20 protein-coding genes and 1 pseudogene are annotated in these 21,555 nt (G+C 57.4%); 13 read left to right on the top strand and 8 right to left on the bottom strand.

All coding sequences use genetic code 11. The annotated features are described in order from the left end of the window. Positions 1-172: 172 nt before the first annotated feature. From nifE to OKW39_RS25950, 9 genes are all read left to right on the top strand, one after another. Positions 173-1,630, top strand: a complete 1,458-nt coding sequence (gene nifE, locus OKW39_RS25990; protein ID WP_429564000.1) for a nitrogenase iron-molybdenum cofactor biosynthesis protein NifE — start codon at positions 173-175, stop codon at positions 1,628-1,630. A gap of 50 nt (positions 1,631-1,680) precedes the next feature. Beyond that, a complete protein-coding gene (gene nifN, locus OKW39_RS25985) occupies positions 1,681-3,072 on the top strand; it encodes a nitrogenase iron-molybdenum cofactor biosynthesis protein NifN (protein ID WP_429563999.1) in 1,392 nt (463 codons plus the stop codon). A gap of 22 nt (positions 3,073-3,094) precedes the next feature. Beyond that, on the top strand, positions 3,095-3,508 hold the full coding sequence (nifX, locus tag OKW39_RS25980; RefSeq protein ID WP_429563998.1) for a nitrogen fixation protein NifX: 414 nt from the start codon (positions 3,095-3,097) through the stop codon (positions 3,506-3,508). Then, positions 3,501-3,986 (top strand): NifX-associated nitrogen fixation protein, encoded by a 486-nt coding sequence (locus OKW39_RS25975; RefSeq protein WP_429332327.1) that lies wholly within the window; start codon positions 3,501-3,503, stop codon positions 3,984-3,986. The genes nifX and OKW39_RS25975 overlap by 8 nt, the downstream gene beginning before the upstream one ends. Positions 3,987-4,010: 24 nt before the next feature. Beyond that, positions 4,011-4,211: a CCE_0567 family metalloprotein gene (locus tag OKW39_RS25970; RefSeq protein WP_105512102.1), complete on the top strand. Its 201-nt coding sequence runs from the start codon at positions 4,011-4,013 to the stop codon at positions 4,209-4,211. 25 nt (positions 4,212-4,236) lie between these two features. Further along, positions 4,237-4,551, top strand: a complete 315-nt coding sequence (gene fdxB / locus OKW39_RS25965; protein WP_429563997.1) for a ferredoxin III, nif-specific — start codon at positions 4,237-4,239, stop codon at positions 4,549-4,551. Between the two features lie 11 nt (positions 4,552-4,562). Next, positions 4,563-5,123 (top strand): nitrogen fixation protein NifQ, encoded by a 561-nt coding sequence (locus OKW39_RS25960; protein WP_429332326.1) that lies wholly within the window; start codon positions 4,563-4,565, stop codon positions 5,121-5,123. Positions 5,124-5,386: 263 nt separating this feature from the next. Next, positions 5,387-5,890: a hypothetical protein gene (locus tag OKW39_RS25955; RefSeq protein WP_429563996.1), complete on the top strand. Its 504-nt coding sequence runs from the start codon at positions 5,387-5,389 to the stop codon at positions 5,888-5,890. A gap of 79 nt (positions 5,891-5,969) precedes the next feature. Further along, positions 5,970-6,092 carry a hypothetical protein gene (locus tag OKW39_RS25950; protein ID WP_429332324.1) on the top strand — a complete coding sequence of 41 codons (123 nt, stop codon included), beginning with the start codon at positions 5,970-5,972 and terminating at the stop codon, positions 6,090-6,092. On the opposite strand, the gene OKW39_RS25945 is transcribed toward OKW39_RS25950, so the two are convergent. From OKW39_RS25945 to nodC, 3 genes are all read right to left on the bottom strand, one after another. Next, positions 6,082-6,870 (bottom strand): ABC transporter permease, encoded by a 789-nt coding sequence (locus tag OKW39_RS25945; protein ID WP_090811273.1) that lies wholly within the window; start codon positions 6,868-6,870, stop codon positions 6,082-6,084. The two genes, OKW39_RS25950 and OKW39_RS25945, sit on opposite strands and share 11 nt — an antisense overlap. A 3-nt stretch (positions 6,871-6,873) precedes the next feature. Then, positions 6,874-7,812 carry a nodulation factor ABC transporter ATP-binding protein NodI gene (nodI, locus tag OKW39_RS25940; RefSeq protein ID WP_429564267.1) on the bottom strand — a complete coding sequence of 313 codons (939 nt, stop codon included), beginning with the start codon at positions 7,810-7,812 and terminating at the stop codon, positions 6,874-6,876. Positions 7,813-8,059: 247 nt separating this feature from the next. Further along, entirely contained in the window at positions 8,060-9,418 is a 1,359-nt protein-coding gene (nodC, locus tag OKW39_RS25935; protein WP_429332323.1) for a chitooligosaccharide synthase NodC, read from the bottom strand. 871 nt (positions 9,419-10,289) lie between these two features. Here nodC and OKW39_RS25930 point away from each other — a divergent pair. Beyond that, a pseudogene (locus OKW39_RS25930) lies at positions 10,290-10,494 on the top strand (IS21 family transposase); the annotation flags it as partial. Between the two features lie 98 nt (positions 10,495-10,592). Here OKW39_RS25930 and OKW39_RS25925 read toward each other — a convergent pair. After that, on the bottom strand, positions 10,593-11,609 hold the full coding sequence (locus OKW39_RS25925) for a DMT family transporter (RefSeq protein WP_429563995.1): 1,017 nt from the start codon (positions 11,607-11,609) through the stop codon (positions 10,593-10,595). A 906-nt stretch (positions 11,610-12,515) separates the two neighbouring features. Here OKW39_RS25925 and OKW39_RS25920 point away from each other — a divergent pair. Beyond that, positions 12,516-13,628: an NAD/NADP octopine/nopaline dehydrogenase family protein gene (locus tag OKW39_RS25920; RefSeq protein WP_429332322.1), complete on the top strand. Its 1,113-nt coding sequence runs from the start codon at positions 12,516-12,518 to the stop codon at positions 13,626-13,628. A gap of 389 nt (positions 13,629-14,017) precedes the next feature. On the opposite strand, the gene OKW39_RS25915 is transcribed toward OKW39_RS25920, so the two are convergent. The 4 genes from OKW39_RS25915 to OKW39_RS25900 all read right to left on the bottom strand — a co-directional run bounded on the left by OKW39_RS25915 (position 14,018) and on the right by OKW39_RS25900 (position 17,117). After that, a complete protein-coding gene (locus OKW39_RS25915; protein ID WP_429563994.1) occupies positions 14,018-15,169 on the bottom strand; it encodes a porin in 1,152 nt (383 codons plus the stop codon). A gap of 96 nt (positions 15,170-15,265) precedes the next feature. After that, entirely contained in the window at positions 15,266-15,928 is a 663-nt protein-coding gene (locus OKW39_RS25910) for a transporter substrate-binding domain-containing protein (protein ID WP_429332320.1), read from the bottom strand. Between the two features lie 114 nt (positions 15,929-16,042). Next, positions 16,043-16,573 (bottom strand): NAD/NADP octopine/nopaline dehydrogenase family protein, encoded by a 531-nt coding sequence (locus OKW39_RS25905; protein ID WP_429563993.1) that lies wholly within the window; start codon positions 16,571-16,573, stop codon positions 16,043-16,045. Then, entirely contained in the window at positions 16,545-17,117 is a 573-nt protein-coding gene (locus OKW39_RS25900) for a ketopantoate reductase family protein (RefSeq protein WP_429563992.1), read from the bottom strand. The genes OKW39_RS25905 and OKW39_RS25900 overlap by 29 nt, the downstream gene beginning before the upstream one ends. A 1,110-nt stretch (positions 17,118-18,227) precedes the next feature. On the opposite strand from OKW39_RS25900, the gene OKW39_RS25895 reads away from it, so the two are divergent. Then, on the top strand, positions 18,228-19,628 hold the full coding sequence (locus tag OKW39_RS25895; protein ID WP_429332318.1) for an MmgE/PrpD family protein: 1,401 nt from the start codon (positions 18,228-18,230) through the stop codon (positions 19,626-19,628). 1,108 nt (positions 19,629-20,736) lie between these two features. After that, complete coding sequence (locus tag OKW39_RS25890; RefSeq protein WP_429332824.1) at positions 20,737-21,513, top strand: ABC transporter ATP-binding protein; 777 nt, start codon at positions 20,737-20,739, stop codon at positions 21,511-21,513. Positions 21,514-21,555 lie beyond the last annotated feature (42 nt).

Below are 21,555 nucleotides of genomic sequence, written 5' to 3'. Positions count from 1 at the left end.
TGAACGTGTGTTGTCGTTTTCTGTGTCGCGAGCCGTCTGTCGCAAACCGTTCAAACCCGCCATGGCGATGCGCGCGAGCGACTGCCTCAGCGCCAATTGGCACGTTTTCAAGGCGTTTCCCGGTGGTATGGGACTTGCCACTAGAGAAACGTCCATCCATCAGGAGCACGTCATGTCTGCTTCGCTCAATGCCCAAATCGCCGAAGTTTTCGACGAGCCGGGTTGCGACAAGAATCAAGGCAAGAGCGAGAAGGAACGCAAAAGGGGCTGCACGAAGCAGCTTTCGCCGGGTTCGGCCGCAGGCGGGTGCGCGTTCGACGGCGCGAAGATCGCTCTGCAGCCGGTGGTGGACGTCGCACACCTCGTGCACGGGCCGATTGCCTGTGAAGGTAACTCGTGGGACAACCGGCACGCCGCTTCGTCCGGTCCGCAACTCTATCGCACCGGCTTCACCACCGATATCAACGAACTCGACGTGGTGTACGGCGGCGAGAAGCGCCTGTTCAGAAGCGTGCGCGAAATCATCGAGAAATACGATCCGCCCGCAGTGTTCGTCTACCAGACCTGCGTCACTGCGCTGATCGGCGACGACATCGAGGCAGTCTGCAAGCGCGCCACCGAACAATTTGGCAAGCCGGTAATTCCGGTCATTTCCCCCGGTTTCGCCGGGCCGAAGAATCTGGGCAACAAGCTTGGCGGCGAGGCGATCCTCAACTATGTGATCGGCACGCGCGAGCCCGAGTACACGACGCCGTACGACATCAACGTCATTGGCGAATACAACCTGTCGGGCGAACTCTGGCAGACCAAGCCGCTGCTCGACGCGCTAGGCATCCGTATCCTCTCGTGCATCTCCGGCGACGGGCGCTACAACGAGATCGCAAGTTCGCATCGCGCCAAGGCCAACATGATGGTCTGCTCGAAGTCGATGATCAACATCGCGACAAAGATGCAGCGGCGCTACGGCATCCCTTACTTCGAGGGCTCGTTCTATGGGATCGGCGACATGAGCGACACGCTGCGCCATATCGCCCGCCTGCTCGTGCAGCAGGGCGCGCCGGACGATCTGCTCGAGCGGACCGAGCGCCTGATCGCCGTCGAGGAAGCGCGCGCGTGGGAGCGCATCGCGCACTACAAAGCGCGCCTTACCGGCAAGCGGGTGTTGCTCATCACAGGTGGCGTGAAGTCTTGGTCGGTGGTTTCCGCGCTGCAGGAAGCAGGGCTCGAAATCGTCGGCACCAGCGTCAAGAAGAGCACTAAGGAAGACAAGGACAAGATCAGGGAGATCATGGGCGACGACGCCCACATGATCGACGGCATGACGCCGCGCGAGATGTACGCGATGCTCAGGGACGCGCGGGCCGACATCATGCTGTCGGGTGGCCGCTCACAGTTCGTCGCATTGAAGGCCCGCATACCGTGGCTCGACATCAATCAGGAACGCCACCACCCTTATGGCGGCTACGAGGGGATCGTCGAGCTGGTGCATGAGATCGACCGCGCGATCTACAACCCGGTGTGGCAACAGGTGCGGATCCCTGCTCCGTGGGGCGACGACGGGGGAGCGCTCGGTGTGGTCCAGGCGCAAGCCGCCCGCCCGCTGTCGAGCGCCGCGGGGTGGGGGCGATGAGCCTCGAACCCAGTATGCCGACCTGACGCCCCCGAACTCGAGAACATGCCATGGCCGATGTCGTCGAATCTATGAAAGCCTGTGCGGTCAATCCGCTCAAGATGAGCCAGCCGCTGGGCGCGAGCCTCGCGTTCCTTGGGCTCGATGCCTGCATGCCCGTGATGCACGGCTCGCAGGGCTGCACGTCGTTCGGCCTCGTGCTGCTGGTGCGCCACTTCAGGGAGGCGATCCCGCTGCAGACGACAGCCATGGACGAAGTCACCGCGGTGCTCGGCGGCTACGAGAACATCGAGGCCGCGCTGCTCAACATCCGCAAGCGCGCTGCGCCGAAGATCATCGCGATCTGTTCAACAGGTCTCACCGAGACCGAGGGCGACGACGTGGACGGCTATCTCGTTACCGTGCGCAAGCGCAAGCCCGAACTCAACGACACTGAGATCGTCTATGTGTCGACCCCCGACTATGTCGGCGCATTCGAAGACGGCTACCGGCATGCGATTACCGGCATCGTCAACGCGCTGGTCAAGGCGTTGCCAACGGTGGCCAATCAGGTGACGCTGCTGCCCGGCAGCCATCTGTCGCCTGGCGACATCGACGAACTGCGCGAGATCATCGAAGCGTTCGGCTTCGATGTCATTGTGCTGCCCGACATTTCCGGCTCGCTCGACGGCCATATCGCGCCGGACTGGCGCGGCACCACACTGGGTGGTACCACGCTCGCGGAGATCCGGGCCGCGGGTGCATCGGCATTTACCATCGGCGTGGGCGAGCAGACGCGCGACGGCGCCGAGGCATTGCATGCTATCGCCGGCACACCGTTCGAAGTGTTCGGGCGGCTCACCGGACTGGAACCCAACGATCGTCTGCTGCAATTGCTCGCGCAGCGCTCCGGACGACCCGTTCCCGCGAAATACCGGCGTCAGCGCAGCCAATTGCTCGATGCGATGCTGGACGGCCATTTCTACACCGGAGGCATCAAGGTCGCGATCGGCGCAGAGCCCGATCTGCTGTTCGCGGTCGGCAGCATGCTGCACGAGATGGGCGCGCAGTTGCGCTGCTGCATCAGCACGACGCGATCGCGCGCGCACGCGTTGCTGCCCGCTGAACAGGTCGTGATCGGCGATCTCGAAGACATGGAGCGCGCCGCGGCGGGCTGCGACCTGCTGATCACCCATTCGCACGGCAGGCAGATGGCCGAGCACCTGCAAAAGCCGCTCTTCCGGATCGGTTTTCCGGTCTTCGACCGGGTTGGAAACGCACATCGACGCTACGTCGGCTACCGCGGCACGATGAACCTGATCTTTGAGATCGCCAACCTGATGATCGAGCAGATTCCGCATCACGATCCGGGCGACTGGCCGCTGCCGCAGGCCGCTATCGATCTGGCCGCGCGCGATCCGGCGCGCGAAGCGAACACTCCTGTCGTCGCGGCCGGTGCTTGACCCACCTAAAGGAGCACACAGCATGAAGATCGCGTTCGCCACCCAGGACAGGCAGTTCGTCGATGCGCATTTTGGCTGGGCGAGGAGCATCGTCACCTACGACGTCACACCGGACGGCTACCGGTTCGTCGAGGCGTTCGACTTTGGTGACAAGCTCGAAGAGGACGGCGACGAGGACAAGCTCGCGCCCAAGCTCGAAGCCGTCAAGGATTGCGCGATCCTGTACGTCGCCGCAATCGGCGGCTCGGCCGCGGCTCGAGTGGTTGCGCTGAAGATTCATCCGATCAAGGTGCCGCGGCCCGAGTCCATCGAGGAGACTCTCGGCAAGTTGCAACAGGTGCTGAAGGGCACGCCGCCACCGTGGCTGCGCAAGACGCTGGCGAAGGATGGCGAACGTGTATACGACTTTGAAGACGATGAGGTATCCCATGGCTGAAACATCCGCAATTCCGTCCAAGGCCGGCGACGAAATGCTGCTGGTCGCGCCGTTCGTGCAGGAGCTCGTCAGGCAGTTGCGCGCGCAGGACACCCACGGCGTGTGGGAAGGAAAGACCGACCTGCAACTGCTCAAGCCGTACATCCACACGCCGGAGGAACGCCGCGCGATTCCGATCATGGGCGACCCCGCCCCCGAAACGCTGTGGCGGCTCGAGCTTTTCTATAGCGCGATTGCCGTGGCGATCGAGCGTGAGACCGGCCAAATGGTTTCGCCGATGATGAAGATGAGCCAAGAGGGCTTCGGCCGCATGGTGTTGATCGCGGGGCGGCTCGTTGTCGTCAACAAGCAGTTGCGCGACGTACACCGGTTCGGCTTCGCTTCGCTGGAGAAGCTCGCCGAGGCGGGCGAAAAGCTTTTCGACGAAGCGGTCGAGGTGATCCGGATGTACCCCGCCGTCGCACAGTACGGCGCCTGAAGGAATCGTGAGGGGACCGAGACGATGAGCACCGATGCCGATGAACTCAAGGCGCACCTGAAGAAACTCAACGCGCAAGCGACCCGGGCGAAGTTGGACCTCCACGACCTCTCAGAGGAACTCCCGACCAACTGGGAGAACATTCTCGCTGTCGCCCAGCGCTGCCATGACGCCCACGCCGCGCTGATGGCAGCCCGCAAGGCTGCCGCTGCGGCAGCGGCCTGAACCAGCGAAGCCATGGAGCCACATCATGAGCGATACCTTCAGCGTTACGCTGCCAAGCGGCGCCACCTGGACGCCGACGTTCGTCAACAGGCTCGACGAAGAAAAATGCATTGGTTGCGGACGTTGTTTCCGTGTCTGTCCGCGTGGCGTGCTGCAACTCGTCGGGCTTAACGAGGACGGCGCGCACGTCGCACTAGGCGGCGACGACGAAGACGAAGACGACGACGAGTACGAGAAGAAGGTGATGATTATCGTGCATCGGGAACTGTGCGTCGGCTGCACCGCGTGCGCGAAGATCTGCCCGAAAAAGTGCTACACGCACGCGGCGGCCGTTCTCTGAGCGATGCCGCGATGGACGCCTATGCGACCCTGATGGCGTGTGCGGTGGATGCGGGCGATCCCACCGTGCTGGCACTGGCCGGCGTGCTGTCGAGCGGGTTCGAGCACCACGGCGTCGATGTGCTGCCGATGCCCGGACTGGACGCCGACCAGACGCGCCGGATGCTCGCGCGCTGGTTCCCGGGTGCCGGCTCGGCGCTCGGTCTTACGTGCGTCTTGTCGCCCGCCACGATGCCGCGTGGCGACGAACTGGAAGACCTCGTGGCGTTGCTCAATCACCATGCCGATCCGCGCGCCGGCCCGGCAGACGAGGCGAACTGCGTGGCCCATGCATTGGCCTGCGCGAGCCTCGGGCAAAACCACCTTTGGCAAGACCTGCTTCTGCCGTCGCGGCGCGAGTTGTCCGCATTGATCAGCCACTGGTTTCCGCGGCTGGCCGCGAAGAATACGCATGACATGAAGTGGAAGAAGTTCTTCTACAAGCAACTGTGCGAGCGCGAGGGCCTGTTCATCTGCAAGGCGCCGAGTTGTGGCGTCTGTTCGGACCATGCGCTTTGCTTTGGAGCGGAGTAGGCAGCACGCGTCGGCCACCGCTTCGATTGTGTCGCGTCGCGGGTGGCCGACTTCTGGGGCTGGGCGAAGCCGCTGTCCGAGCATCGGCTGGCGCCGCACGCGCGTCATGCCGGCCGGACGCGCTACACGTACGACACGGTGCGTAGCTGGTTTTTCACTCCGGCAGCGGGCGAACGGCTTGCGGGCCATGTCACGAGGCGCTCTCCATGAGACCCATGCCGCCTGCCGTTGCCGTAACGGTGCGATCCGAAGCGCAGCCCGTCATGAATCAGAACCGCGGCACATGCCTTCCCGACAGCAGTGCGAGCCTGTCGCTGGAGCGCGCGCGGGCACATGTCGCGAGCCTGCAGCACGAGTTGTTCGCGGTTGAGCAGGCGCTGCTCGAAGACCGCGCATTGACGCGCGCATTGAGCGGGCGTCGATGGGTTTATGTGGGCGGGCGGCCAAGCATCAACGCCGTGCTGCGTGCGCTGGTGGAGGCGGCCGGAGGCGAGTTCGTTCATCACACCGGAACCATCGACGACGATAGCCGTGCCGAAGGCTTCGAGGCTTTGCTGTCGGGCGCCTACCGGGTGCTGTGCCCATTGGATCTGATCGACCCGGATTCGCTGGTCGCGCTGCGGCGATTGTGCGCGCGTCACCGCACGCCGTGGTCCGCTTTGCGTTCGTCGAGCGTGACGAGCTTCATCGCGGGCGTGTTGCGGGCTCGGCCTGCCCAGCCGCGCGGCGTGGTCGCAGCGTCGCGCTTCTGCCTGAGGCATGGCTGACGTCGTCATGACTTTACGTACCGCGAGATGTGGGCGCAAAACTTGCCTTTGACGTGGTCTTTCCACGAGAGGGCCTGCAATGCCCGATTCCGCACAACGCTACGGCCTTTTCCTCAACGTCGAGAACCCCGACGGCGACGCGCGCGATGCGCAGACGCAAACCGTGCGTAATGCGCCGGCCATAGCTGGCATTAAGACATGAGGCGTCGACGTAACAGCGCCACCGACAGAAAGAACGGCAACACCGTGCAAATGCAGAGAGCGCCAATATGCAGGGCAACACTGCCCACCGGGCGTCCGAGCATCGCGGGACGGATAAGGTCGACGGAATGTGCGAGCGGCAAGAAGCGCGCTACGTCGCAAAAAACGGCAGGTAGCTTACTGATCGGGAAGATCACGCCGCTCAGGAGCACCATGGGCGTGAGAACGAGCGTTTGATAGAACACGAAGTAATCGTGACTGGGTGCAAGCGCCGTGAGGATCATCGCCAGACTCGCGAAGGCGAGGCCAGTCAGGGCGATGGCAGGCAATGCATAGAGAATGGATGACCACGCTGCATAACCCAGTACGGTGGCTACCACCATGACGGCGATGCCGGCAAAAAAGGCCCTGGTGGCGGCCCATGCCAGTTCACCGAGAACGATATCGCCGAGCGTGAGCCGTGTACACAGGATCGCTTCCCACATGCGCTGAACATGCATGCGAGAGAAAGCTGCGTAAATCGTTTCGAAGGTCGCGGAGGTCATCGCGCTCGTGGCGACCATACCCGCCGCGAGAAACGCGATATAAGATGCGCCATCGACGCGACCTACCATTATCCCGAAACCAAAGCCGAGGCCGAACAGATAAATCATAGGATCGGCAAGGTTACCGAGAATCGAGGCAAACGCGACTTTTTTCCATGCCAGATAGTTGTGGCGCCACACTGCAACCCAGTTCCACACGTTCGCGGGCAGGGCCGCTGCATAAAACTCTCTCATCGTTCACTCCTTCATCCCGCGCCCGGTTAACTGCAAAAAGACATCCTCGAGATTTGCTGGACGCTGTAAAAGGCGCAGCGCCGCGCGCCCGCGCAACTGTACACACACCCGTTCCGGATCGGATACATAGCAGAAGAGGGTCCCACCACTGACCTCGATACGCTGCGCGTGCGGCGCGATCAACGTGCGCAGCTCATGCGGATTGCCGCCGTGGATCTCGACCACGTGGCTCCCGATCTGTTCTTCGATCAGCACGCGAGGCCCGCCTTCGGCGATCTTTCGCCCCTCCTCCAGCACACACAGTCGGTCGCACAGCCGCTCGGCCTCTTCCATGAAATGGGTGGTCAAGAGGATCGTCTTGCCGCGCGCCAACAATGAACGCAGGCTTTCCCAGATCAGGTGGCGCGCATGCGGGTCGAGACCCGTTGTAGGCTCGTCCATTACCAACAACTGCGGATCGTTGATCAGCGCGCGTGCCAGCATCAGCCGCCGCTTCATGCCGCCGGATAGTTCGGTGACGCGCGCATCGACCTTGCTTTCGAGGCAAGCGAATTCGAGCAGCGACGGCACGACCGCTTCAATTTCACGTGTGCTCATGCCGAAGTAGCGCCCAAACACCAGAAGGTTCTCGCGCACGGTGAACCCGGGCTCAAGGTTGTCGAATTGCGGCACCACGCCAATGCTCATACGTGCCGAGCGAGCGCGCGCCGGCACTGGCTCCCCGAGCACGATGATCTTGCCTGCGTCGGGCGGCGCCATGCCGAGAACCATACGCACCGTCGTGCTCTTGCCCGCGCCATTTGGCCCTAGCAGACCGAAGCACTCTCCAGGCGCGACGCTGAACGACAATCCGTCGACTACGATCTTGTCGCCATATGACTTCCTTACGCCGGTGAAGCTGATTGCTGCTTTGGACATGGAGATAAGAAGGAAATTACGCACTCGTCTTAAAGAAAAAGAAGCCGTTCTGCTGCCGCGGCCCGATTGAAAACGCCCTGGTCGATAGAAGATCCTTGCCTGCCAAGCGCGAGAGTTACTGACAATGAAGTACCAGGATTTCGGTGAATGCACTGGCGTTGGGAAGACGACAATCGAGCCTTTGCGTGAGACGATCGCACTCAAGCGGACCAGTGCCGATGGTGGGCGGTTCTGGGTTGGCGCAATACTCGAGATCTATATGTACGATTAACTAATCGCCATCGAATGCTTCGTGAGACGTCGCTAATGTTGAAGACTCGCACGCGTGATCCTGCCCACGGTGTGGAGTCGCAGATCTTGACGCTGAAGTGGCGTTCGGCTTTGTAACCGGATTCGGAGTATCGACCTGTTTTTCACGAACGTTCGATACGTTCCCTGCAGAGCCACGGGACAGCCAATCGCTATTGCTCAATGTACACAGCGCATAGACTTTCAGGGGGAGCAAGAGAAAGAGGTTAATGGGTGTGTGAAGAGAAAAGCCAAGAAATCGAACCTGGCGAGCGCGAACCGATGCCACGCTACAGCGGATCATGGTCGATGATGCGATTATCAGGGCAGTCCACCACGGCACTGTCGCTGTCAATGCGAGCTGCGCGAGACCCGCTAGTAGCGATAAGCCGAGAAATAGCGAGCCCAGATTGTGTCCGATCACGTCCAGCGTAAGGTAACGATCGAGACGGGGCAGCAGGCGCAGCGAAAGCAACGTGTCCCGATACGTACTGCGCGCCCAGCGCAGTTGTTGGCGCAGATACGCCCCCAGTCTGTCTGGAACGACTGTCGCCGCAATGGCGTCGTGAACGTACACGGTCCGATAACCTGCCGTCAGCATGAGAATCGTCAGATGACGGTCTTCGCCGAAGTCGCTCGGCTTCCCGCGAAAAAATTGCGTCTCGTACTGATCTAGCAGCAAAAGGAGCGCGGACCGGCGGTACATGGCACATGGACCGCAGCAACACATAACAGCGCCGAAGCGAGCCTGTGCGGCGCGTTCTTCATTGCAAGCCAACCAGTACTCCATATCGATCAGACGGGTCAACCAGGTGTCGCTGCGGTTGCTGGCCGTCAACTGCCCCATGGCGGCGCCTATCGTCGCGTCTCGCATTGTCAATACGAGCTTCTTGACGACATCGGGCGCCAGCGTCGTGTCCGAGTCGACGTTGAGTACCAGTTCCCCGGATGAAGAGCGTATCGCGGCGATCTGTGCCTTGCGCTTTCCCATATTTTTGGGAAGCGTAATGAAGTTGAATCTCGGGTCGCGCGAGTACTCATCGTATACCGGCCTCACGGCGTCGAGATTCGCAGAACCATCATCGACCACATAGACGCGCAGTTTTGCGGCGTAGTCCTGGTTTGCGATGGACTCCAGGCATGCCGAGAGCGTGCGCGGGTCCTCATTGAAGCAGGGAACGATGACATCCACGCCCGGCAGAGTGTCGGAGTCGATCAGACCGTCCGACAGCGATGACACGTTTGTCGGCTGAGCATAAAGCGTCTGGGTACTTTTATAGACAGTCGAGAGCAGCGCATAAAACGAGACAGCGACAGTGCTAGTTGCGGCAAGCATGTTCATAGGGTATCTGGTTCGTCCGGTGAGGTTGAGGAAGCGATCGGATTGCAAACCCCCGGTCATGCAATGCAGGAATCTTGAGGGAAAGCGCCGTGAGGGTCTGCTCGCGCCGACCAGCGTGATTACATCGTCCCAACTCATCGGGAGGGCATCCGCCGTGCAAGAGCACAATTGCACCCGGCCCGACAGAGGCCCAGCACTGCGCTGACAATCGCGTCCATGCCGGGACGAGACCGGTCTCGCGGGTCTACCGACCAGTGGAGGGGCGCCAGACCAGCGCTCGCTGACGTAGTGAGCACTGCTTCGGTCCACATTCCATACGGGGCACGTATATATGGCCCGAGTAAATCGAGCAAATTCGGTATGAAAAAGGAATTGGTACTGTCGTCAAAGGTTAAGTAGACGTCGCGACATCCGGCGCGATTGTGGCACTCGTCGCGCGCCGCGGATACGCAATTGAGGACCTTCACAGCTCTGGACCGTTTCGTTCAATTATCGAGCCAGTAGGCCGATCCACGGTCGATAGTCCCAACCGAAAGGCTGCGACGGGCACGGTTCCGGTAAGCTTAGGCGGCGCGTCGAGAGATACATCTAAAAGTATGATCATCATGAAGACACGTCTAAACATTGTCGTACTACTTATAAATTTGAAGTATTCGATCAATCAACTTCGATTCCGATTTCCGCAACGAGAGGCTTCACTGTGCAACACAAAAATTGATTTGTAAAATCGATTGCGTTGATGCCTTGCATCTATAGCATGGATATGTTGAGAAATGGGTTTTAAGGGTTTCGATCTAAGTCTGCTCGTTGCGCTCGAGCGTATAGACCAATCCGCTGGCTTAAGGTAGCTCCGTTTTTGGAGCGACCGACGATGCCGGCTCATCGCACAACCATGCGCAAAATCAAGGAAGTACTCCGCCTGAAGTGGGCATGCGATCTCACGCACCGCCAGCGTGCAGGGCGCCCTCAGCGTCGGTCTGGGGACGATCACGCAGTATCTTCAGCTTGCCACAGCGGCAGGACTGGGCTGGGCGTCGGTCGAACATCTGGAAGAAGACGAGCTTGAGCGGCGCGTCCTGTCGCTCGCGTCGTCACCTTTGCGGTACTCGACTGCGAAAGTCATATCAGTATCTGGTCGTGGTCCTGCGCAGATTGCTCTGTCACGAAAGATCATTTAGGCGCGACACGACAGGTAGAGCACACTTGCAATAATTATGACCGTCCCGAGTGCTACCTGTAGAGAAATGACCTCCCCCCAAATCAAATAGTCGAAAATGATTGCCCATACAATGCTGAGGTAACCAAATGAGGCGACGATTGGGGTGGCGACAGTCGCGACTGCGATCGTTAGCATAAGTTGCGCTACACCTGCAGTCAGCCCAAAAAGAACCATGTACCCGAAATCCCTTAGATCTGGCGCTACCCAAGCGACGGGAAGTGACACTCCGCTAACAATCGTCGCTATGATTGTGTAATAGAAGACGATTGTCGCTGGCTCGTCAGTTCGCGAGAGTCTCTTGACCTGGATGACTGAACCGGCGCTAAACATAGCACTCAGCAGAATTAGAATCATTGCGCGCAGCGACGCACCATTGGCGCTAAATGGTGAGGAAGCCACCGCGACTCCCACGAATCCGGACATCGACGCTATCGCCGTAGGTAGACGAAAACGCTCGCCCAAGAACACGATGCCGAAAAAGCAGACAAAGATTGCTTCTGTCTCCTTCAGCGTTACAGCAGTTGATAAAGGCAGATATGGCACGCCGGCAATGAAAAATCCTACTGCGGCAAGCCCTGTGGCGGCTCTGATGAAATGACCGCCTAAGCGATAAATCGTCAGTTCCTTCCATTGAATGTGACGAGTCCCGAACAGGAACGCGGCGGGAATTAATCCGGATAGCATCCGAAAGAACATCATCTCGTTCGCCGGATATCTTGCCGGAATGATCCTCGCAACCGCATTGCTTATTGCGAAGAGCAGAATCGCGTAGAACATGAACGCAATCCCGCGCAGCTTTCTAAATCGTGTGCGAAAAAGCCGATTTTCGGTCGGCAACTTGTAGCTAGACTGCTCCGATGTCTCAAAAGAATCGTGACTTATATGAGCATTCCCTAACGTAACACAATTCCAACCGACATGCCGCAGAAGGCAGAATTTCGTTGTGCGCGTCATCACGAAAAGTTTTTTCATGTTGCGAAGGTCCCGCGAAAAAGGAGTGCCTGCTCGATCGCGTGTGGTAACGAAGCCCACACGGCGCATACCGGCTAACTGTCGGGGCCATTTCAGCGTGGACGGAATTGAGCCGCGTTACGGGACGTCGCGGTTTGTCGAAATATCCCAGGTCGGATAGCTGTCTGCATGCAGCTTTCGCACCATGTCGGCCTGAAAGCTCGAAATCCCCGGTGAACGAACTTTTGGCGCATTTCGCGAAATTGCCTCGGCTGACATTGCCGACGTCGGATTCCCGACAAACGGCGCGCGGTTTGTCGCAAGCGGTGCCTTCGTGTTCTGTCCTGGCGCGCGATTGGGTCTGTCACACTTCACGACGGATGACCCAGTCGCGCAGCGTCGGCTACTACGCGACGACAAATGGAATGAACGCCCCTACGTACAGATTGGGAGGCTCTATTGGAGGTGTTCGCGGGCCTACGGCACTAGGGCGCCAAATTGAAGATCATTGAGATGTATCCGTCAGCGGAACCCGTGTTGTAAGAAGCTCGCACCAACATACCTACGCGATCCGGGTGCCAAAACACCGTTTTGGCCTTATAACCTTTCCGCACAGATGATTGTTCAGCGGAGGTTAATACGCATTGCCTTACAAACACGTCGAGATTCGGACAGACCCAACTCAAGATGCTGGATTTGTAACGTTCGCGACATGATCTGCACTGGACGAGGAATCGCATCTTGTTCTCCTCACCACATTAACCGGTATATGAGCCGTTTAAAGAGGTGGCCTCGTTCCGCGGTGGCACGTTCGTTGCGTGCCGTCGTCGCGCTAACGCACAACTACTGATCGACGTTCAGCCTTGCATGACGTCGCAATATTGGGTGGCGTCACAGAAAACTTCTGTTTGTTTATGCGGAGAGGACATGTCATTAAGGTTTCCAGTTTCAATCATCGGCGCCGGAAATTGTGGATGCGCTTTCGCGGCCGATTTGGCTAGTCGTGGATTCGAGGTTCTCCTTTACGGGAATCCAGATCATCGTCGTAATATTGATGCGATCCGAGCGAACGGTCGCTTGTTGGCTAGCATGGCTATCACGGGTGAGTTTTATCCGACTGTAACTACTGATATGGATGAGGCCGTAAACTTCTCGCGTTTTCTCGTGATTGCTGTTCCAGCATACGCGCATGACAATCTCATTGGTGATCTAAAAAATTTCGATTTGAGTCGACATGTCATCATAGTCAATAATGCCAATTTTTTTTCCCCAATGGGTTCAAAAGAGCTAAACCCGCAGGCAGTTCTAGAGACAAATTCCTCGCCCTATGCGTCGTCGGTCAGGGACGGCGAAGTCCGGATCACTGGAATTAAGAATTGTTTGCCGATTGCTGCTTTTTCGAACGCCATGGATGAGAAACAGTTATCGCAAATCACCGCGATCTTTCCGGAAAGGCTCTTGTGGTGGGATAACATTTTCGCAATTGGAATGCAGTCGAATAATGGTGTCATTCATCCTGTCGGGGGTATTTTAAATACGGGATGGATAGAAAGCACAAAAGGAGATTTTTTCTTCTATCGTGATGGGATCTCACCCTCGGTCGGGAGGGTCGTAGAGGCGTTGGACAATGAGCGATTGAAAATCGGAGAGGCTTTCGGTTTTCGACTGCCGACAGTCCTCGAGGAAATGATCGGCTTTTACGGCGGAGATTGTTCCAACTTCTCCGATTTCGCTTTCCAATCCAAAACTCATAACTCCACGAAGGTCAAAACGCCTGATCGTATGCAACATAGATATATATGTGAGGATATTCCATATATTTTGGTCCCTTGGTACGAACTCGGCGCCAGAGTGGGCATAGAGTGTCGGGCAATCAAAGCCGTGATTGAAATCGCTTCCTCCATCAACGGCGTTAACTATTTTCAAACTGGCCGTAATCTGAAGCGCCTCGGTGTAGACCACATGTCGAAGGCGGAGCTTTTGCGATTCGTAGATAGCGCGACTTTCCGATTGCCGTTAGCTTCGGCTACTAAGAAGTGAACGGATCCATCGGGTAAATCGAATCGCCTTCGGACTCCTGGAAGCCGCTTGGTTTAAGTCGATACCGGCTGCAACAGTATTGTTGAATTGCCGGTAGTAGTTTGCTTCAGCATCATCAGGCGGGGCGGGATATGGTTGAGCCGTTCCATCACCCTATGGCAGTTGGGCGCCGAAGAAAGGGCCGACGCAGCCACGCGCTGATGCGACGAACGCGCGCCTACATGTGCAAGCGCAAACATCACTCGCAGGAGATCACTGCGGAGGGCCGGCACGTGGGTGCGTTTATGAGGACGCTCTCCGCTTCTGTAGGAACTGGGCTGGCGCAAGGCGCCGCCCAACAGGTTCGCTCGGAACGTGGACGAACGTCAATCGAGCGATATCTGGCCGGTTTAGAATTTATGACGCAGGCCGACGCGCGCAACCACCTGATTGCGATTCGACGATACGTCATCGGCCACCGGCACAAAGGCGAAGTCGAGGGCGCTGCCAGTACGGTCACCACCGACGTGCTGATACGCACTCTGTACATAGACGTCCGTGCGCTTTGACAGTGAGTAATCAGCCATCAGCCCCGCAGTTTCGTAATTCGGCTTTAGCTTTCCAGTGGTGGCGTTGAAACCGCTCAGGGTGTACGTATACATCGCCCCGACGAAGAAGGCTGGCGTGAACTGGTACTTGCCGTTGATTTCGAAATTCTGATAACGCAGGTTGGAAAGCGTGCCCGAGGCTGGCGTAATCTTGCCGACGTATCCCGAAGACACCGGATTGGCGACGAAGGTATTCGAATACGAGATGCCCACGTTGGCCGAACCAAACGTGTAGGTTGCCCCCGCGCCGAAGATGCGCAACTTGTTCCCCAGAAAATTTTCATCCGCAGCGGGATTGTTCCCGATTGCACCACCGGCGGTGGACGACTGGTTGTTCGCCTGCAGATAGGCGGCTTCCAGCAGCAAGCCGCCTATGACGTATTGGACGCCCATGCTGTACGCGCGATTGTTGGCGAAGTTAGTGTCGTTGCTAAAGCTGTACGTGCCGCCAAATTTAAAGCCAGCAATCTCGGAACTTGTGTACTTGACAGTATTGTTGACACGGAAGGTGTTGTCCGTGTTGTCGTTGTCGTACGGATGGGAGAACATGCCCCCGCCCCATGTGCCATTCGCCGTCGTTTGAGCCAGATAGTTGACGACGGAGTCGTACTGTCGACCGAGAGTAACCGTCCCGTATTGGTTGGATGCGACGCCGACCCACGCCTGTCGCCCAAACATCAGGCCACCCTGACCGAGCTTGCCATTATTGACATTAAAGCCGCTCTCCAACTGGAAAACTGCCTTAAGACCGCCGCCGAGATCCTCCGCTCCCTTCAAGCCCCAACGACTCCCTTGGACCGTACCGCTCTGGAGCTCGAACAGCTTGTCGCCACCGACGTTATTCGTATAGTTGATTCCTTCATCGATCAGACCGTAGAGCGTCACCGTACTTTGGGCCATTGCGGGAGCTGCGGCGGCTGACATCACGAAAGCTGCAAGAAGTTTGATTTTCATTGAGGTCTCCAAACCTTATATTGTGCGTCTCGATGCTTTTTTATGCGCAACCCTGGGTCGGGCACGCGGTCTGTTTTGCTGGGCAGTTGACGTCGATTAACCGCCGTAAACGTCGAACGTGAAGTACTTCTTTGCAATTCGGTCATACGTCCCGTCCTTGCGGAGACTGTCGATCGCACCGTTGATTGCTTCGAGCAGGGCTCTGTCACCCTTTCTCACACCGATGCTAACGCCGGGACTGAAGATGGCGGCGTCGTGCACGGCCGGACCTCGCGCGAAACCGAAATCACGACCCCGCGCAGTATTCAGGAATCCCGACTCAGCCGTCGGCCCCGAAACCAGTGCCGCATCGAGCCGCCCACCCGCGAGGTCATTCCACACCTGGTCTTGCGAAGGGTAGGGCACAATGTCAACTCCATTCGTCCAATGCTTCCGTGCATAGGCTTCCTGTGTGCTTCCCTGCAAGACTCCGATATGCTTTTCGTTGAGCGATTCGGGCATTGCCACCAGAGCCGAGCCGCCCCTTACAACCAGCGCTTCGAAGTTGGCGTATATCTTGTGGCTGAAACCGATTGCCTTCGCGCAAATTGCATTACCCAGATCAATGTCAAATCCAACGAGCTCGCCACTTGGGGTTTTCGACTCAAATGGCGGGTAAGCGCTGTCGACTCCGAACTTAAGTTCCTTTCCATCGTACGCGAATGCCGCAAATGGAATGCACATTGCGCACAAGGCGACCAGTAGCGTTTTCATCTTCATTTTGGTTTCTCATAAACTCGAAGTCTGGATTTGCGGCATAGTACTTCTGCTTTTATTGCGTCGGTGGCGTGGGACTCGGACGCCCATCGAGCGCCGCGCCGGATGTAATGGCATCTAGGTTGGAACGGCATAGCCGTCGACCACAAGCCTCTTGAGGGTGTCGATTTGAAGCGGTCCAATCTCGGGAAGAATGTCGTTGTCCGCCACAAAGTCCCGACCGTAACAAGCGCCGAGAATTACCACGCCGCCCTCGTGCAAGGGTGCTCTCACCCCAGCCAGCTCGGCGAGTCGAAGCGTCGGTACCAACCCGAATGGCACGTCTTCGAGCACGTAGCGTGTCGCGATGTCTCTCGGGCCGAGCGGATCACTCCCTTGCCGGACCAGTTGCTCCGATATTGCCGAAAGTGAGTCACCAACCACGCCAAAAGACAGCCTGCAATGATCAAAGGTCGTTCTCACTGACTTTCCGAATGCTGCTGCAATGGTAAGTCTCTCTTGGTCTAGAGCCTCAAGGAGCCTCCCGACTGTTGGTGTCAGATTGGAGTTTTGCCTCCAGCTTTCGCCCTTCTCAATACGGGTCAAGTTGGCTAGCGCAATACCCATGTGATCTTGCGGATTAATGTTGCTGAGCGTCAGCGTCAGCATGTCGTCCTTCAGTGCGAACCGGTCTCCGAAGAGTGAAAACGCAAGTGGTATGAATCCGGTGGATGTGGCGGGTTGGAAATGCGGCCATGTCGACCTTGGCGCGGATCGTGCCTACCGTGATAGCTCTCGCAGACTGAGTCTTGCACGTTAGCACCGTGGTGCTCCAAGCTGCTATGGGGATGACGAGCCTCCGCGCCGCAAGGCGCTGGGAAATGTAGAGAGCGGCAAATGAAAGATGAGCGCTGATAATTACGCTATGGTGTGCGCGGATATGAGGGATGATGCTGTCGAGGACGAATCGGTATCCGTAGGCCGGCAATGCCAAAATAATGACATCGGCGTCGCCGACATCTTCCGCTTTCCCGCAGACTTCCAAGTAGAACTCTCCCTCGACCGCTCCCTTCACGTGAAGGGGAAGTCCAGCAACGAAGTCTGCAGTCCGGGCTCCAGATGGAGACCAAACTTTCGGTTTATGTCCATTCTGTATGAGATACGCCGCATAACCCAAAGCGATTGCGCCGGCTCCCACGATTGTCACTTGCATGTGCCTTATACCTTGAAATAGTTTACTGGCCGTGCACGACCTAGGCGGTTATGTATTAAGTTTCTCAGCCAAGCCAAAACCCATCGCTTTTTGGAGAGGGCAAACGAAACGTCACCTACACGTTTTTCGCATATGAGATAGCATCGATCTGCAAAACTACATTGAGTGTGGCGGGTTTTGGTGCTCAATGCGATGCTCTTACGTGCGAAAACACTGGCGGTTGCAAGACAAGCGTTTGTCCTTGTAAAAACTTTTATTGGCTGCATCAAACTGCGGCAGAAAAGGCACGTTCCGTCTTATCCAGTGAGAAGCAAAGCTAATGGGGCTCAGAATAGAGAGGCAAATATCTCGTGTCAAAGTCCGGTTTGATCGTGGATGTATTCTGGAAGGTTATGGGTGCGGAGTTGCCTTTAGGAAAGCGAGCAACTCAGGCCCAGTTCGCCTCGCACCTTTGCTCCAAGCCATTTGTCTTCATCGTTTCAGCAACGTCTGCAGCTTCGTGATCTCCCGCGCTGGACGTCGAGATCAGTGCATCATTCGGTACGCTGCGCATGAAAGGGGCTTCGGTCCCGGCCAAAAACGGCATCCCGTCCGTAGTGCAACGACATATCCCCGCCTCTTTCTGGTGTTTATGCAGAGACGATGTACTCGCCAATAGACCCTGCATTTCGTTAAATGCTCGGGATAAAACAATGCAGCGCTATAACCTTCTGGAATGTTGACGTTTGAAAATCAGACTTTGATTTTTCGACGAGACGCGCCTAACATGTCTCGTCACTCGAGTGAGCATCGGGTGGGTTGGCAGTAGCATCAGCGCACAATTGTTATTAAGGACGGTCGGGCGTCGCAGATCGGCGTAGATGTTGCCAAAGGTGGTCGGGTTCGGGTTACTTGCGAAAAGGGGCATTCCGATTTTTCAGGGCAAGTACTCGCATGCTCATTGACAAAGCTTCGAGTCCCCTTGGAGACGTTACGACCCGTCCGTCGTATCCGTGGCGACGACCAAGGGCTTCCATCGGATCCCTGGGCGGTCGCACGCCGGTGCAATCATTTTGAACATAGATTTGTGCGTTACGCACATTTGGTCGGGTCACATAATTCTGGAACGTCATGAACAATCCTCCGCCTGATGACGAGCTTTCTCTGCAGCAAAGCACGATTCATCGTATTGCATCTTATGTCGTCGAAGCTCGCGGTAGGCGGGTGTCCGGGGTTGCCAGGGAATCTGCGCTAAAACGCATCCTCGACCTCTTATGCGCGGTGGGGGCAGGGGCTAGCGAACCAGGTGCTGTCGCGATTCGCGCGACAGCATGTAAATATCTGGGATCGGGCGATATACCGATGTGGTTCACGGGAACGGGCAGTTCGGTCGTCGGTGCTGCGTGGGCGAATAGCGCGGCTGCGTCGATGCTGGATCTCGACGACGGGCATCGACGCGCGCGCGGGCACCCAGGCGCGGCGGTCATTCCGGTGGCCTTTGCGGTTGCGGCTGAAATGGGAGCCGGGCTGGAAGATTTGATTGCGTCAATCGTCATCGGTTATGAAGTCGGCGTATCGATCGCTGCGGCCCGTACAACATACGGTACGACAGGTACGTGGTCATCCTACGCAGTTGTCGCAACAGCCGCGGCATTGAGGTGTGCCTCGTGTAGTGTAGTCGAGCATGCGTTGGCTATCGCAGGCGAAAGCGCGCCCAATTCGTTGTTCATGAGCGCGCCACCGCTCTCCTTCCCAACACCGGAGAGCAGCGACATTAAGGAGGGCATACCATGGTCCGTAGTGACCGGGATGCTCGCGCTCGATCTCGCAGAAGGCGGGTTCACCGGTCCCCGGAACATACTTGACAGCGGTCTGCTCTATAGGTTTGCCGACGTATCGCCCCTCGGGGAGTCTCTGCATATCTGCAATGCCTACTACAAGCTCTATTGCTGCTGTCGGCACGTTCACCCGCCCTTGGAAGCCACCCTGAAGCTGATCGAGCAATATCAACTCGATGCGAAGGCGATTGAGGCGATCGACATCGAGACGTACGGCGGGGCGCTGCGCATCGCGAACCAGACCTGCCCAGCTACCCTTGTTGACGTTCAGTACAGCATCCCTTATTGCGTGGCCCTCGCCGCCCTCGCGGGACGAGAGTCGCTTTTGCCCCTCACGATAGACTGCTTAACTTACGAGGGAGTGAGCGCACTCGCCAACAAGGTCTCGCTAACGGTCGACGCCGAAATTGATAAACAATTCCCTGCCAGAACACTCGCGCGAGTCACAATCGTGTGTGGGGGACGTCGGTATGTATCGGAGGTTACCGAGCCACGCGGCGAAGCCGGTGACTCCCTCTCTTGGGAAGAACTCAAGGCAAAATACGTTGCGGCGACGCGGTTTCACGCCACTGGTGCGCAGCAAAAGCAACTGCTCGCCGCGGTTGAAGAACTGCGCTCAAAAGCTGACTTGGAGCCGTTAAAGGCCTGTATGAGTACTTCGTTCGAAAAGAGTATTGCGCGTCCGAATGCCTAAGAAGCTCTAATAATACGATTTTTGGGGGGATAACTTCAAGGATTGAGGTTAGCCTCATCACCGTTTCGGTGATGAAATGCGTGCGAATCGGCGAGGACATCCAGGAGAAGCTCGACTACGCACCGGGTGTATTTACGTTAGAGGGACATATCGGGGACAAGTGGTATGCCGCCTCGGCTACAGCCGTGTGAGCTTCGTGCGCTTTGCCGCCGGCGAAGACGCGCGTATCGGCCGGTGGCTTACTACGCTTCGCGCAACTCAATAGGCAAGACCCGCACGCAATCTCAAGGACATCCTCACCCGCCTGCCCACGAGGGCCAAGCCCATCGTCGCATTATTGCCGCATCGCTGGCAGCCCGAGGCAAGCCAGCGCCTACCTCGCCCTTCAAGAGATCATTGGTCGCTGATGACATTGGTAGTCAAATTGCGGGCGCTCTGCCGATCGGCCGAAGGCAAACGAAAACCTTGGAACAATTTCGACCTCAAACGAGCGTTAAATTGGATCGAAGAGTAAAAGGGGCTCAATCACGGGAGGTTCTGTGATGGGTTGGCTCCTGGAGATGGCCATTTTCCGAGGCGTGCGGCGGTCTCCTTGACATCAGAATGCTCGCATTGCGTACGTGGTGCAAATCGTACCAAATCCAGAACGGGCACGCGACCGAAGTCTTGGGACGCAACCTCAACATGCGCTCGTGCGACCCGCAAACGTGCCCGATGTAACGGAAGGCAGGTATAACCCGGAGGAATACCATCGTGTCTCAACTCGACTTTGACACCCAATTTGGGCATACGTATTCTGAGCTTATCCGCAATCGCTCGGCGCTGAGACGGGCGTAAATCGAGCGAACGACCGGCGGCCGCCTTTTTTCGTCCGTCGAGGGTGCTTGGCGCTTCCACCGCGTTCATTGCAGGTCCGACAGCGCAAGGCAGTACAACGTTTAATTAATATCTATAACGATAATCCTTCTCAGGTTGACGTAAATGTCAAACCTGAGATGTTCAGTCATGAGGAGATGAGATGAAGGTGGTTAATGCACTTCGATCGGCGTACCAATCTGCGAGTTACGCCTTGTCAATGACCCCAGAGGCGGGCGGGACCACGATCGGCATGGTGGGCCATAAAACACCGGCTCTCGTAGCCGATGGCATATACAAAAGTTACGGCGTTCACGAAGTGCTCAAAGGGGTCTCGCTTCAGGCTGAGCGGGGCGACGTGATCTCGTTAATTGGTAGTTCTGGGTCGGGAAAAAGTACGTTTTTGCGATGCATGAATCTCCTTGAGGTCCCTACCAAAGGCCGCATCGCGGTGGGGCAGCGCGAGATCAGCGTGGAAACCGACGCAACCGGTCGCGTCGTCGGGATGGATCGCAAGAAAGTTGACCAGATGCGCACGCAACTCGGTATGGTCTTCCAGGGCTTCAATTTGTGGTCCCATATGACCGTGCTGCAAAATGTGATGGAAGGGCCAGTCCATGTGCTGAAGCTGCCAAAGAACGAAGCGCGCGATAGGGCAATGGATTTCCTTGGGAAAGTTGGCGTTGCGGACAAGCACGCGTGTTACCCATCCGAGTTGTCTGGTGGGCAGCAGCAACGGGTAAGCATCGCGCGTGCGCTCGCGATGCAACCGGCTGCGCTCCTTTTCGACGAGCCGACCTCCGCACTCGATCCCGAATTAGTGGGAGAAGTGCTGAAAGTCATCAGGAAGTTGGCGGAAGAGGGGCGCACTATGATAGTCGTTACTCATGAGATGGGTTTTGCTCGTGATGTCTCCAACAAGATGATCTTTCTTGAAAGGGGACGCATTGAGGAAGAAGGGACGCCAGAAGAGGTTTTCAAAAATCCAGCATCGCCGAGATGTCGTGAATTTCTCTCGCGTGTACTTTGACTGACTTAAAACGCGATATTGAAATTCCGAGAATCGTAAAAC

Source organism: Paraburkholderia sp. MM6662-R1 (assembly GCF_050436245.1).
In the GTDB taxonomy this organism is placed as follows: domain Bacteria; phylum Pseudomonadota; class Gammaproteobacteria; order Burkholderiales; family Burkholderiaceae; genus Paraburkholderia; species Paraburkholderia tuberum.
Note: the sequence above shows the minus strand (reverse complement) of the source record. Positions and strands in the feature narration are given on the sequence as shown.